This window comes from Dermacoccus sp. Tok2021 (assembly GCF_019895135.1).
Lineage (GTDB): Bacteria > Actinomycetota > Actinomycetes > Actinomycetales > Dermatophilaceae > Dermacoccus > Dermacoccus abyssi.
The window spans coordinates 102922-115720 of sequence record NZ_JAGTHU010000008.1 but is presented as its reverse complement, the minus strand read 5'-3'; the positions used below and the strand labels follow the sequence as shown (position 1 = coordinate 115720).

Annotated in this window: 13 protein-coding genes and 1 tRNA gene; 2 read left to right on the top strand and 12 right to left on the bottom strand. The window is 68.6% G+C overall.

The window, feature by feature from the left end; all coding sequences use genetic code 11:
- Window positions 1–25 precede the first annotated feature (25 nt).
- From K9D12_RS06730 to K9D12_RS06705, 6 genes are all read right to left on the bottom strand, one after another.
- Window positions 26–98 (bottom strand) — tRNA-Ala (locus tag K9D12_RS06730).
- 73 nt (window positions 99–171) lie between these two features.
- Entirely contained in the window at window positions 172–717 is a 546-nt protein-coding gene (locus K9D12_RS06725; RefSeq protein WP_223059750.1) for a DUF4442 domain-containing protein, read from the bottom strand.
- A gap of 107 nt (window positions 718–824) precedes the next feature.
- A complete protein-coding gene (locus tag K9D12_RS06720; protein WP_223059749.1) occupies window positions 825–1490 on the bottom strand; it encodes a histidine phosphatase family protein in 666 nt (221 codons plus the stop codon).
- Entirely contained in the window at window positions 1490–1861 is a 372-nt protein-coding gene (rsfS, locus tag K9D12_RS06715; RefSeq protein WP_223059748.1) for a ribosome silencing factor, read from the bottom strand. Before rsfS ends, K9D12_RS06720 begins: the two co-directional genes overlap by 1 nt.
- Window positions 1862–2470: a nicotinate-nucleotide adenylyltransferase gene (gene nadD, locus K9D12_RS06710; RefSeq protein WP_255573073.1), complete on the bottom strand. Its 609-nt coding sequence runs from the start codon at window positions 2468–2470 to the stop codon at window positions 1862–1864. It lies immediately after the preceding gene.
- The gene (locus tag K9D12_RS06705) at window positions 2467–2700 is read right to left on the bottom strand and encodes a hypothetical protein (protein ID WP_047312042.1); all 234 of its coding nucleotides are present in this window, start codon (window positions 2698–2700) and stop codon (window positions 2467–2469) included. Before K9D12_RS06705 ends, nadD begins: the two co-directional genes overlap by 4 nt.
- Window positions 2701–2801: 101 nt before the next feature.
- Here K9D12_RS06705 and K9D12_RS06700 point away from each other — a divergent pair, with 101 nt between their 5' ends.
- Entirely contained in the window at window positions 2802–3800 is a 999-nt protein-coding gene (locus tag K9D12_RS06700; RefSeq protein ID WP_223059746.1) for a glycosyltransferase family 2 protein, read from the top strand.
- 44 nt (window positions 3801–3844) lie between these two features.
- Here the strand turns inward: K9D12_RS06700 and K9D12_RS06695 are convergent, their stop codons facing one another.
- The 5 genes from K9D12_RS06695 to rplU all read right to left on the bottom strand — a co-directional run bounded on the left by K9D12_RS06695 (window position 3845) and on the right by rplU (window position 8935).
- Window positions 3845–5116: a glutamate-5-semialdehyde dehydrogenase gene (locus K9D12_RS06695; protein WP_225911001.1), complete on the bottom strand. Its 1272-nt coding sequence runs from the start codon at window positions 5114–5116 to the stop codon at window positions 3845–3847.
- 350 nt (window positions 5117–5466) lie between these two features.
- Window positions 5467–6603: a glutamate 5-kinase gene (gene proB / locus K9D12_RS06690; protein WP_182434647.1), complete on the bottom strand. Its 1137-nt coding sequence runs from the start codon at window positions 6601–6603 to the stop codon at window positions 5467–5469.
- Window positions 6604–6644: 41 nt separating this feature from the next.
- Window positions 6645–8165 (bottom strand): GTPase ObgE, encoded by a 1521-nt coding sequence (gene obgE, locus K9D12_RS06685; protein WP_223059744.1) that lies wholly within the window; start codon window positions 8163–8165, stop codon window positions 6645–6647.
- Window positions 8166–8313: 148 nt separating this feature from the next.
- A complete protein-coding gene (rpmA, locus tag K9D12_RS06680) occupies window positions 8314–8580 on the bottom strand; it encodes a 50S ribosomal protein L27 (RefSeq protein WP_047312037.1) in 267 nt (88 codons plus the stop codon).
- A gap of 49 nt (window positions 8581–8629) precedes the next feature.
- The gene (gene rplU / locus K9D12_RS06675; protein ID WP_047312036.1) at window positions 8630–8935 is read right to left on the bottom strand and encodes a 50S ribosomal protein L21; all 306 of its coding nucleotides are present in this window, start codon (window positions 8933–8935) and stop codon (window positions 8630–8632) included.
- Between the two features lie 187 nt (window positions 8936–9122).
- Here rplU and K9D12_RS06670 point away from each other — a divergent pair, with 187 nt between their 5' ends.
- Entirely contained in the window at window positions 9123–9659 is a 537-nt protein-coding gene (locus tag K9D12_RS06670) for a DinB family protein (protein ID WP_223059743.1), read from the top strand.
- Between the two features lie 70 nt (window positions 9660–9729).
- Here the strand turns inward: K9D12_RS06670 and K9D12_RS06665 are convergent, their stop codons facing one another.
- Window positions 9730–12774, bottom strand: a complete 3045-nt coding sequence (locus tag K9D12_RS06665) for an Rne/Rng family ribonuclease (RefSeq protein ID WP_223059742.1) — start codon at window positions 12772–12774, stop codon at window positions 9730–9732.
- Window positions 12775–12799 lie beyond the last annotated feature (25 nt).

The following is a 12799-nucleotide window of genomic DNA, read 5'->3' as shown; positions in this document are numbered from 1 at the left end:
GTGTCCGGCCCCTTCGGCGTACCTGTGGAGCTATGGGGATTCGAACCCCAGACCTCTTCCATGCCATGGAAGCGCGCTACCAACTGCGCCATAGCCCCGCGCGAATCACTCAGCAACGCTGCGCGACTCGCATACTTTAGCGAGCCTTCACGGCCACCCGCAAATCGGGGGTCAGCCGACGTTCGACACCTCTGAAACCGGCGCGCCGGTCGACTGCGCCTGCCCCTGGCCCGCGGCTCGATCCGAGCGCTCCCGGATGTAGACCACGCGCTTCGCGTGAGCCACCACGGTGCCGTCCGCCATGTGAAGATCGCATTCGAACGTGTGCAGCACCTTGCCCTCGGCGTCAGCCTTCGCCTTCAACTCGGCGACGAGTTCCTTGGGCGCTTCGAACTCCGCGTAGACGGTGCCTGTGCCCGGCTTCTTGAACTCGATCTCGCACGCCTTGTCCCACACGAGATAGTCCGTGCCGATCTGGTGCATGACGAGCAGCGGGTAAAAGGCGTCAGTCATCGCGTTGAGCGAGCCGCCGAACGCGGTGCCGTTCTGGTTACGGTTGAAGCGGTTGAGACGAAGCTCGACGCGTGCACGCGTCCAGTCCTCGTTGAACTCGCGCACCCGGATGCCGGCGCCGAGCAACGGCGGGTAGAAGTTCATCAGTCGCGCCATGCGCTGCGGTGACATCCGCTTGCGCTCACGTCCTGCGTGCTTGCTCATCTCGCTCGTCCGCTCCTCGTGTACGGGTGAGTAACTTTGGTTGCCAATGTACGTCACAGGGCGCAGCGAGACCCAGTGCCTGACTCAGCGCTGGAGATCGTCACCGATCAGGGCGCCGCAGCCCCGGCGCCCGCATTCCACTGCTCCACCCGCCACGAGCCGGAGTCGTCGCCCACGAGCACGATCCACCGGCAGTTGCCGATGGCCGTGAAAGTGTGCGCCACCTGCCCGTGAGTAAGACCCACGGCGTCAGCAGCCAGGGCGCGCATCGCGGCACCGTGCAGAACGAGCAGGGCACTCTCCCCCGCCGCGAGCGGCGCCGTGGCCTCGTCGAACGCGGGACGGACGCGTGCAGCTACGTCCGCCATCGACTCACCGTGCACGCCGCGCGGGATGTCCTCCCCCCGCGCGAGGGCTGCGCTCTCCTCGGGGTAGGCGTCGTGAACCTCGCTGTGCAGCATCGTCGACCACTGGCCCGTGTCGATCTCGACGAGGCGCTCGTCGCTTCGACGCCGCAGCGGACGTCCGCGAAGATCTAACGCCCCCTTGAGCACGGCCGCCGTCTGCGCAGCGCGGCGTAGCGGTGAGTACGTCAGGGACACGATGGAGGCGTCCCGCACGAGCACCTCGGCCGCCCGCTCCGCCTGGGCGAGTCCCGTGGCATCGAGGGCGATGTCCGTTCGTCCCTGCCAGCGCTTCTCGAGATTCCACGCCGTTTGACCGTGGCGCAGTAAAATGGCCCGCCGAAGCGGGCCATCGAGCGGTGCGACCATCAGGAAGCGGCTTCCTCGAGATCCAACTCGATGACGGGGCAGTCCTGCCAGAGGCGCTCGAGGTCGTAGAACTCCCGGTCCTCCTCGTGGAAGGCCTGCAGCACGATGTCACCGAAGTCGATGAGCACCCAACGGCCCGACGCGCGGCCCTCGCGGCGTACCGGCTTGGCGCCGAGCGGCAACAAGGCCTCCTCGACGGCGTCGACGATGGCGTTGACCTGACGCTCGCTCTCCGCCGAGGCGATGACGAACGTGTCGGTGATCGCGAGCTGGTCGCTCACGTCGAGCGCGACGATGGACGTCGCAAGCTTGTCCGCAGCGGCCTGGGCGGCCGCCTGCGTCAGTTCGATGGAACGGTCTGTAGCCGTCACCTAGTCCTCCTGGAGGTGGCCCGCGTCGGGGCCGTAAAGCTGATATTTGTGGATGTACTGCACGACGCCGTCCGGCACGAGATACCAGACCGGCTTTTCGCCGCGAACGCGGTCACGGCAGTCGGTGGAACTGATCGCCATGGCCGGAATCTCGTGCAGGGTGACGCGATCACGCGGGAGCCCGTGGTCACTCAACTCGTGCCCGGGCCGGGTGACGCCGATGAAGTGGGCGAGATCCCACAGCTCCTCGACACCCTTCCACGACAGGATCTGTGCCAGGGCGTCGGCGCCCGTGATGAAGAACAGTTCCGCGTCGGGACGCTGCGCGTGCAGATCCTTCAACGTGTCGCGCGTGTACGTCGGGCCGGCACGATCGATGTCGACACGGCTGACGCTGAAGCGCGGGTTCGAGGCTGTCGCGATGACCGTCATGAGGTAGCGGTGCTCCGCAGCCGCGACGTCACGACCGGCCTTCTGCCACGGCTGCCCCGTGGGCACGAAAATGACCTCGTCGAGGTCGAGGAGGCTTTGAACCTCGCTCGCCGCGACGAGGTGACCGTGGTGAATGGGGTCGAACGTACCGCCCATGACCCCGATTCGTGGTGTCAGTGCGAAGCCCCGTGCTTCTTGTGGTTGTCGGGAGCCGGGCCACCGTGGTGAGCCTGGCCGCGCGGCGCACCGAAGCGGGCAGCCGTGTTACGGAAGGCCCACAGCAGCGCGAACAGCAGCAAGAAGATGGTGAACGCCATGAGACCGAAGCCCCACGGCGGCATGAAGATGTGGTTCTCCTCGAGCTCCGGAACCTCAACGGCTGCGGCGAGCGAAACAAGCGACGTCATGAAAGCAAGGATACTGCCTCGACACAGCATCGGGACAGCAGGCCCTCCTAACGTCGCTGACGCCAGGCCGTTGCGCACCGCACGTCACGAGAGCTGCCGTCATGAATCCCCACCTTTCCGTCGTCGTCCCCATGTTCGACGAGGAGTCCGTCCTCCCCCTCTTCGTCGAGCGACTCCGCCCCGTGCTTGACGATCTGCGCGCGTCCTACGAGGTCGTGTGCATCGACGACGGCTCCCGTGACGCGACGCCCGCTCTGCTCGAGCGCTACCGCCGCGCGTGGCCGCAGCTACGCGTCGTCCGGCTGCGCGCCAACTCGGGTCACCAGGCCGCGATCAGCGCCGGCCTCGCCCGCGCACGTGGCGACTGGGCGGTGACGATCGACGCCGACCTGCAGGATCCGCCCGAGGTGATCAGCGAGATGCTGCGCGTCGGCACGCGGCGCGGCGTCGACGTCGTCTACGGCGTGCGCACGGATCGCTCGAGCGACACGTTCTTCAAGCGGGTCACCGCCGAGGGGTTCTACGCCGTCATGGCCCGGCTCGGCGCACGCGGCGCGATGAACGCCGGCGACTTCCGGATGATGTCGCGCGCGACGGTCGACGCCGTTCTGGCCCTGCCGGAGACGAACCGCGTGCTGCGCCTCGCCGTGCCGACGCTCGGTTTCCCCTCCGCCGAGGTCGGCTACCGCCGCGAGGAACGCGCCGCCGGCCGCTCCAAGTATCCGCTGAGCAAGATGTTGCGGCTGTCGCTCGACGCCGTCACCGGCGCATCGAGCGCACCGCTGCGCCTCGCGACGTGGTGCGGGCTGCTCGGATTGCTCGTCGCCTTCGGCGTCGGCGCGTTCGCATTGTGGGCCAAGGTCATGGGCCACTCCGTGACGGGCTGGGCCTCCACGATCGTCGTCATCAGCGGCTTCGGGGCCGCGCAGTTGCTCGGCCTCGGGCTCCTGGGCGAGTACGTGGGCCGCATGTTCGCCGCGGTGCAGGCACGCCCGACGCACTACGTCGCCTACGACTCGCTCGAGGAGTCCGCGCTCGGCCGCCAGCCGTCGATCGAGCACCTCGCCCCGGAACCCGCCGTAATCGCGCACGCGTCGTGAAGGAGGGCGCGTCGGGCAGTCCGTCACGGCATCGGCGAGGCCGCTCAGCGGATCTGACCGTCTCCGTCGACGACCCACTTGGTCGTCGTGAGCTCGGCGAGCGCCATCGGTCCGCGGGCGTGCAGCTTCTGCGTCGAGATGCCGATCTCGGCGCCGAAGCCGAACTCGCCGCCGTCGGTGAAGCGCGTCGAGGCGTTGACCATGACGACGGCCGAGTCGACCTGGGCGATGAACGTGCGTGCGGCGGCACGGTTCTCGGTGACGATGCAGTCGGTGTGGTGCGTCGAGTAGCCGTCGATGTGCTCGATGGCCTCGTCGAGTGAGTCGACGACGCCGACGGACATTTCGAGGTCGTGGAACTCGGTGTTCCAGGCTTCGTCCGTGACGGGCTTCGTCTCGACGTCGCCGGCGAGGGCCGTGGCGCGCTCGTCGGCGTGAAGGGTCACGTCCTTGTCGGCGAGCGTGCGCAGCACGCGCGGGAGGAACTCGTCAGCGACGTCGCGGTGCACGAGCAACGATTCGGCGGCGTTGCAGACGCTCGGACGGTGCGTCTTGGAGTTCACGGCAATCCCGAGCGCCATGTCGAGGTCGGCGTCGGCGTCCACGTAGACGTGGACGTTGCCGGTGCCGGTCTCGATGACGGGCACGGTGGAGCCGGTGACGACGGTCTCGATGAGCTTCGCTCCCCCGCGCGGAATGACGAGGTCGACGAGGCCGCGCGCGGTGATGAGTGCCTGGACGTCCTCGTGGCCGCCGTCGAGCAGCTGCACGGCGTCGGCGGGCAGGCCTTGGCGTTCGAGGCTCTCGCGGAGCGCGGCGACAATGGCGGCGTTGGTGTCTGCGGCTGCGGAGCCACCGCGCAGGATCATGGCGTTGCCGCTCTTGAGGCCGAGGCCGGCCGCGTCCACCGTGACGTTGGGGCGGGCTTCGTAGACCATGCCGACGACACCCATGGGTACGCGAACCTGCTTTATCTGCAGGCCGTTGGCAAGGGTGTTGCCGCGCACGACCTCACCCACGGGGTCGGGCAGTGCGGCGAGATCGCGGAGGGCCTGCGCGACGGCGCTGACGCGTTCGGGCGTCATGCGGAGGCGGTCGGCGAGGCTGTCGGAGATGCCGGCGTCGCGGCCGCGTTCGAGGTCGCGTTCGTTTCCGGCGACGATGCTCGCCTCGGCGGCTTCGATGGCGTCGGCGAGGACGCCGAGGGCGGCGTCCTTCTCGGCGCGTGACAGCAGGGCGAGTCGCTTCGAGGCGACGCGCGCGGCCTTTCCGGCTGCGGCGACCCGTGCGGTGGACTGCTCAAGGTTGCTGTTCATGTTTTTCATCCTATGGAGGGGCCAACAGCGACCCAAACGCGAATGCGGCCCGGGTCACATACCAAGCCGGAGAGGCGGGCCCGGGACGCACCACCCGCCGGGTCCCTCCACTCAAGGCGTGACGGAGCCTGGCCGAGGGGGCGCGCGGCAGCCCCTGCCCGCCAAAGCCCAGCACCGACAAAGCCGAAACACTCTTCGTAGAGCCAACCCTGCTGGAAGCGGACTCCACGAGGAGACCAGGGCGCGTGAGAATCCCGAGCTTGCGAGGGGTTCTCACGCGCCCTGACCGACGAGTGGCCCGAAGCCATGTCGCACCGAGACGGGCCCCTGGGCCCGGCCGGAAGACAGGGCTACGGGAGCACGACCAAATGGTCGCGGTGCACAAGGCTCCGCTCGAAGGCGGGGCCGATGTTGTCGGAGAGTTCGCGGGTGGAGCGGCCTTTGGCGCGTTCGACGTCGGCGACGTCGTAGTTGACGAGGCCGCGGGCGAAGACGGTGCCGTTCTCGTCGGCGAGGTCGACGGCGTCGCCTGCGAGGAAGCGGCCTTCTGTGGCGACGACTCCGGCGTGCAGGAGGGAGCGTCCTCGGTCGCGCACAGCCTTGACGGCGCCTTCATCGAGGACGAGGCGGCCGGCGGGCGTGGTGGCGTGAGCGAGCCAGAGGCGGCGGGCTCCGCGGCGGCGTCCGGTGGGCGCGAAGGCGGTGCCGATGTCGTCGCCGGCGAAGGCTTCGCGGGCCTGCGGCATGGAGGTGAGCATCGTGGGCACACCTGCGGCGGTGGCGATGCGGGCTGCGTCGATCTTGGTGCGCATGCCGCCGGTGCCGACGCCGGATCCGGTGCCGCCGATCTCGACGTCCTTCATCTCTTCGACGTTGGGGACGAACGGGATGCGCTTGGTGCCTTCGCGGCTGGGCGGGCCGTCGTAGAGGGAGTCGACGTCGGAGAGCAGGATGAGCGCGTCGGCGTCGATGAGGTGGCTGACGAGCGCGGCGAGGCGGTCGTTGTCGCCGAAGCGGATCTCCTGGGTGGCGACGGTGTCGTTCTCGTTGATGATCGGCACGGCCCCGTGGTCGAGGAGCGTCTCGAGGGTGGATCGGCCGTTGAGGTAGGTGGTGCGGCGGGTGACGTCGTCACTCGTGAGGAGTACCTGCCCGGCGGTGAGGCCGAGGCCCTGGAACAGCAGCGAGTAGGCCGACATGATCTGGCCCTGGCCGACTGCGGCGGCGGCCTGCGCCTCGGGGAGCGCGGTGGGCCGCGTCTGCATCCCGAGCGGCGCCATGCCTGCGGAGATGGCGCCGGAGGAGACGAGGAGCACTTCCTTGCCCGCGTGGCGACGTTCGGCGAGGATGCCGACGAGCTCGGTGAGCGCGGAGTGGTTGATGCCCCCACTCGTGTATGTGATGGACGACGAACCGACCTTGACGACGACGCGTTTGGCATCGCGAATCTGCTCGCGAAGGCTCTCGCTCGTGTGGGCTGCAGACAACGGGGGTATTCCCTTCTCCGACTCGTCGAACGGCGAGGTGACTACTGGCGGTAGCCGTCGTGCTCGGTCCAGATACCGGCTTCCCGTTCCGCGGCGATCTCTTCGCGAGCCACACGCTGGCCGTCCTTGCGGCCGTGGAACTCGTCGCGCTTCTCGGCGCGAGTGGGGCGAGCGTTCTCCTCGAGGCGCAGGTCGGTGCCGCGTGCACCGAGCAGTTCCGCGCCCGCCTGCAGCGTGGGCTCCCAATCGAAGACGACGGCGTTGTCGCCGGGGCCGATGAGAACCGTCGAGCCGGGCGCTGCGCCGGCCTTGAACAGTTCTTCTTCCACTCCGAGGCGGTTCAACCTGTCCGCAAGGTAGCCAACTGCTTCGTCGTTCGCAAAGTCGGTCTGGCGAACCCAGCGGGTGGGGCGCTCGCCGACGATGCGGAACATCGTGCCGTCCGTGCCGCCTTCCTTGACGATCTTGAACCCGGCGTCGTCCATGGCCTTGGGTCGGACGATGACGCGCGCGGGCACGGCGGATTCGACTTCCTTGCGGGCTTCGGCGACGTGACGCGCAAGCGCGAACGTGAGCTCCTTGAGTCCGAGGTGGGCGACGGCGGAGACGATGAAGACTTCGAGCCCGCGGGCCTCGAGGTCCGGCTTGACCATCTCGGCGAGTTCGAGTGCGTCGGGAACGTCGGCCTTGTTGAGCACGACGATGCGGGTGCGCTCGGACAGCGGCTTGCCGCCCAGCGAGTCGTCGGCGACGTACTCCGACAGCTCGTGCTCGATCTGGTCGAGGTCACTCATGGGGTCGCGGCCCGGCTCGAGCGTGGCGCAGTCGATGACGTGCACGAGCACCGAGCAGCGCTCGACGTGTCGCAGGAACTCGAGGCCGAGGCCCTTGCCCTGGCTGGCGCCGGGGATGAGGCCGGGCACGTCCGCGATGGTGAAGCGCTCACTGCCCGCGTTGACGACGCCCAGGTTCGGCACGAGCGTCGTGAACGGGTAGTCGGCGATCTTCGGCTTGGCCGCGCTCACGACGGAGACGAGCGAGCTCTTGCCTGCGCTGGGGAAGCCGATGAGGGCCACGTCGGCGAGCGTCTTGAGCTCGAGCACGACGTCGGCCGTCTCCCCCGGTTCGCCGAGGAGGGCGAAGCCGGGAGCCTTGCGGCGGCGGCTCGCGAGGGCCTTGTTGCCGAGTCCACCGCGACCGCCGGCGGCAGCGATGAACCGGCTGCCGAAGCCGACGAGGTCGGCGAGGATGTTGCCCTCACGGTCCTTGACGACCGTGCCTTCGGGCACCGGAAGGACGAGGTCGTCGCCGTCGGCGCCGTTGCGCTCGTCGCCCGCGCCGGGCTTGCCGTTCGTGGCGCTGCGGTGCGGGTTGCGGTGGTACTCGAGCAGCGTCGTCACCTGGGGGTCGACCTCGAACACGACGTCGCCGCCGTGACCGCCGTTGCCGCCGTCGGGGCCACCGAGCGGCTTGAACTTCTCACGTTTGACGGAGGCCACGCCGTGGCCGCCGTTGCCCGCCGTCACATTGAGGACGACGCGGTCGACGAAGTTCGTTGCCATGGTGGTTCCTTTCGGTGCGGCCTCGAGCGGACGCAGCCAGTGGACGAACGGCGAAGAGCCCTCGTCCTCGATTCTAGGGACGTGCAGACATGCGTGAAGGGGTGAGCCCGATTGCTGGGCTCACCCCTTCAACAAGCGATCGCGAGGATCAGGCCGTGATCTCCGGCTCGACGACGATGTCGACGACCTTGCGGCCCTTGCGCTGGCCGAACTTGACCGCGCCGGGGGCGAGAGCGAACAGCGTGTCGTCGCCGCCACGGCCGACGTTCTCACCGGGGTGGAAGTGCGTGCCGCGCTGGCGGACGATGATCTCGCCGGTGCCGACGATCTGACCGCCGAAGCGCTTCACGCCGAGTCGCTGTGCGTTGGAGTCACGACCGTTTCGGGTCGAGGATGCACCCTTCTTGTGTGCCATGTCGAAGCCTCTTTCGAAAATCTGTGGAAGATCAGTTCTGAGCCGTGGCTCAGCCGATCTTGGTGACCTTGATCTGCGTCAGCGGCTGACGGTGGCCCTGGCGCTTACGGTAACCCGTCTTGTTCTTGTACTTCATGATCGTGATCTTCGGGCCCTTGGCGGCCTTGATGACCTCGGCCGTGACGGTGACCTTGGCCAGCGCGTCGGCGTCGACCGTGATGTCGGAACCGTCGACGAGCATGAGCGGCTTGAGCTCGAACGACTCGCCCGGCTTCGTCGTCACCTTGTCGATCAGAAGTGTGTCGCCGACGGAGACCTTCTCCTGGCGGCCACCTGCGCGAACAATCGCGTACACGTGGGACTCTCTTTCGTCATGGCGCACTCGCTCTGTCTGACCGGCCGGTAGCTACCCTGCGAGCAGGACACCGGGCGCGGTGGGCGCACCAAAGATCAAGAGTACCGTGCGCGGTGGCTCGCCCCAAATCCGCGAAGGCCCCGAAATTCGCTTGCCCCCGCCGGCGCGCAGCCACCAAGCTGCACGCATGACGACACCCATCGTGCCCGAGCGCGACGACGAACGAGGCGATCCGCCGAAGGTGAGCGGCGAACGCGCCGTGCTCGACGGCTGGCTCGATCTCTACCGCGACACCGTTCTGCTCAAGATCGCCGGCCTCGACGCGGAGCAGCTCGCTCGCCGCAGCGTTCCGCCGTCCACCCTCAGCCTCATCGGTGTCGTGCGCCATCTCACGGAGGCCGAGGCGTACTGGCTGCGCGTCGTGCTCGACGACGAACAGGATGTGCCCGACTACTACTCCACCGCGGACGAGCCCGACGGCGACTTCGACCTCGCGAACGCCGCCGACGCGGCCGAGAACGTCGCCGCCTACGAGCACGAACTCGACGTGACGCGAGCGCGGGCCGCCGCGTGGAGCGACCTCGACTCCCCCGTGCGCGGCCTGCGTAGGGGCGAACCGGTCAACCTGCGCTGGATCCTCGTCCACCTCGTCGAGGAGTACGCCCGCCACCTCGGGCACATGGATCTTCTGCGCGAAGCCGTGGACGGCCGCACCGGCTACTGACGCATTCGTCGAAAGCGCCCCGCCACCTGCGATACGGCAGGAGGCGGGGCGCTCTCGTGGTGTTCGGCGATCAGGACTCGTCGGCCTTCGTGACCGGCGCACCGGCCGGGGCGACGACGCGCGTGCGCTTCTTGCGGGCCGGGGCCTTCGCCTCGGAGGTGACCGCAGCCTGCGTCGGAGCGCTCTGCGCGGAACCGGCGGCGTCGCTCGCCTCACCGGCGACCTTCGTCAGCGGCGCGCTCGACATCGGCGCGGCAGCCAGGTCGACGGCCTGCAGGCTCACGGGCGCACCCGAGCTCGACGCCGCACGACGACGCGGACGCTTCGCGGCGGCCGTCGCCTCCTGCGTGACGACGGGGGCCTCCGCCTGAGTCGGGGCCGAGTCAGCCGCGACCTTCGGAGCATCAGCGGGCGTCTCGGGCGACGCAGCGGCAGCTGCCGGAGCGTCACTCGTGGTAGTGGAGGCCTGAACCGTCATGACGGTCGCCTCTCCGGCTGCCGTGGGCGCACCCGTCGATGTGGCGGCACGACGCGAACCGCGACGGCGAGCCGGGGCCTTGCCCGGCTCCTGCGGCGCGCTCTTCGTCGAGGTGCTCGACGACGACTCGACGTGCCCGACGTTCTCACGCACCGTGGTGCGCTCGGGTGCGGCCGCCTTCGTCGCGGCGTCCTTCTCGCTCACGACTGCGTCCTCGGACGAGGCCGTGGAGACCGGTTCGGACGTGGCCGACTTGTCGCCCGCGGAGATGGCAGCAGCGTGCGCCGCAGCCGCGATCTGGGCGAACCCCTTGTCGCGCTCGTCGCCCTTCTTGTCGTGGGACGAGTCGTTGGAGTTGGAGTTCGAGCCGCCGGAGGTGTTGCCGTTGCCGCCTCCGTTGTTGGAGCCACCATTGCCGTTGCCACCGCGACGCGAGCCACGACCCTTGCGGTTCGTGTCGTTGCCGTTGATGTCACGGTTCTCGACCGGGTGGTCGTGCACGATGATGCCGCGCCCATGGCACGACTCGCACTGCTCGGAGAACACCTCGACGAGGCCCGAACCGACACGCTTACGCGTCATCTGCACGAGGCCGAGCGACGTCACCTCGGCAACCTGGTGCTTCGTCCGGTCACGTCCAAGGCACTCGAGGAGACGGCGCACGACGAGCTCGCGGTTGCTCTCGAGCACCATGTCGATGAAGTCGACGACGATGATGCCGCCGATGTCGCGCAGTCGCAGCTGACGCACGATCTCCTCGGCAGCTTCGATGTTGTTCTTCGTCACCGTCTCTTCGAGGTTGCCGCCGGAGCCGACGAACTTGCCCGTGTTGACGTCGACCACCGTCATGGCCTCGGTGCGGTCGATGACGAGCGAACCACCGCTCGGCAGCCAGACCTTGCGGTCCATGGCTTTGGCGAGCTGCTCGTCGATGCGGTGCTTGGCGAAGACGTCCTTCTCGCCGGTCCACTTCTCGAGGCGCTCGGTGAGGTCCGGAGCCACCTCGGAGATGTAGGAGTGCACCTCGTTCCAGGCGCGGTCGCCGGAGACGACCATCTTGGCGAAGTCCTCGTTGAAGACGTCACGGATGACGCGGACCGTGAGGTCCGGCTCGCCGTGCACGAGCACCGGGGCGTTGCCGCTCTCGGCCTTCTTCTGGATCTTCTCCCACATCTTCGTGAGGCGCTCGACGTCGGCGCGCAGCTCCTCCTCGGAGGCACCCTCAGCAGCCGTGCGCACGATGACGCCGGCGTCGGCGGGCACGACCTCCTTGAGGATCTTCTTCAGGCGCGCGCGCTCCACGTCGGGCAGTTTGCGGCTGATGCCCGTCATCGAGTTGCCCGGCACGTAGACGAGGAAGCGCCCCGGAAGGGAGATCTGCGAGGTCAGGCGGGCGCCCTTGTGGCCGATCGGGTCCTTCGTCACCTGGACGAGGACGCTCTCGCCCGCCTTGAGGGCGTGCTCGATGCGCTTGGGCTGGTTGTCGAGGCCGGCGGCGTCCCAGTTGACCTCACCGGCGTACAGCACGGCGTTGCGGCCGCGGCCGATGTCGATGAACGCGGCCTCCATGGAGGGCAGGACGTTCTGGACGCGACCGAGGTAGACGTTGCCAGCCATCGACGAGGCCTGCTCCTGGCGCGAGACGTAGTGCTCGGCGAGCACGCCGTCCTCGAGGACACCAATCTGCGTGCGGCCCTCGCGCTCACGCACGACCATGACGCGCTCGACGCTCTCGCGGCGAGCGAGGAACTCGGCCTCGGTGATGACGGTGCGGCGACGACCGGCCTCGCGGCCCTCGCGGCGGCGCTGCTTCTTCGCCTCGAGGCGCGTCGAACCCTTGATCGAGGTGACCTCGTCCTTGGCCTTGCGGGGCTCGCGGACGCGGGTGACGGTGTTCGGGTCGTCGGAGTCCGAGCCGCCCGAACCGCTGCGGCGACGACGGCGGGTGCGCTTGCGCGAACCCGAGTCGTTGGAGTCGTCGTCGCCGTTGTCGGAGTCGTTCGAGGCGTTGTCCGAGGTGTCGTCCTCGTTTGCGTCGCCGTCGCGCTCGGCGTTCTTGCCGTTGTTCGAGCCGTTCGACTCGTTCGAGTTCTTGTCGCCCGAGTTGTTCGAATCGCCGGAATCGCTCGAGTTCTTGGAGGAGTTCGAGCGGCGACCGCGGCCACCGCGCCGGCGGCGACGCGGGGTCTGGTCGTCGTCGTTGTCATCGGTGTCGTCGTCGCCGGAGGCGTTCACGTCGTCGGCGTCGCCGGAGTTGGCCGAACTGTCGCTGCGCTCACTGTTCCCGTCGCGCGATCCGCGACGACCGCCTCGCCCGCGGTTGCCACGCGAGGTGTCGTCCCCGTCGTCGCCGTCCTCCGAGCGGGACTCGGCGTCGTCGTCCGAACCGGAGACCTCATCACGCTCGTCCTCGCGGGGCACGCGCTCACGCTTGGGAGCGCGCTTCTGCGGGTCCGGAGCCTTGAAGAGCAGACCGAAGGCGGCGCCGGGCGCGGGAGCCGCAGCTGCCTCGTCGGTGGTGTCGGTTTCCTCGGTCTCGTCGACCTCCGGCGTTTCGGGAGCCTGCTGTGAGGCGAAAGGACTACCTGCGAAGAAGGGGCTCGCGAAGGTGGTCTCGTCGTTGTTCTCGGGGGCCATGGGCCCTCCTTCTCGTCGGCACGGC

What these genes read in the sequence shown, in the direction of transcription:
- K9D12_RS06720 (WP_223059749.1), bottom strand. Translation starts at nt 1,490, where the DNA reads ATGGTCGCACCGCTCGATGGCCCGCTTCGGCGGGCCATTTTACTGCGC.
- K9D12_RS06665 (WP_223059742.1), bottom strand. Translation starts at nt 12,774, where the DNA reads ATGGCCCCCGAGAACAACGACGAGACCACCTTCGCGAGCCCCTTCTTC.
- obgE (WP_223059744.1), bottom strand. Translation starts at nt 8,165, where the DNA reads ATGGCAACGAACTTCGTCGACCGCGTCGTCCTCAATGTGACGGCGGGC.
- K9D12_RS06695 (WP_225911001.1), bottom strand. Translation starts at nt 5,116, where the DNA reads ATGAACAGCAACCTTGAGCAGTCCACCGCACGGGTCGCCGCAGCCGGA.
- K9D12_RS06725 (WP_223059750.1), bottom strand. Translation starts at nt 717, where the DNA reads ATGAGCAAGCACGCAGGACGTGAGCGCAAGCGGATGTCACCGCAGCGC.
- K9D12_RS06670 (WP_223059743.1), top strand. Translation starts at nt 9,123, where the DNA reads ATGACGACACCCATCGTGCCCGAGCGCGACGACGAACGAGGCGATCCG.
- K9D12_RS06705 (WP_047312042.1), bottom strand. Translation starts at nt 2,700, where the DNA reads ATGACGTCGCTTGTTTCGCTCGCCGCAGCCGTTGAGGTTCCGGAGCTC.
- rpmA (WP_047312037.1), bottom strand. Translation starts at nt 8,580, where the DNA reads ATGGCACACAAGAAGGGTGCATCCTCGACCCGAAACGGTCGTGACTCC.
- K9D12_RS06700 (WP_223059746.1), top strand. Translation starts at nt 2,802, where the DNA reads ATGAATCCCCACCTTTCCGTCGTCGTCCCCATGTTCGACGAGGAGTCC.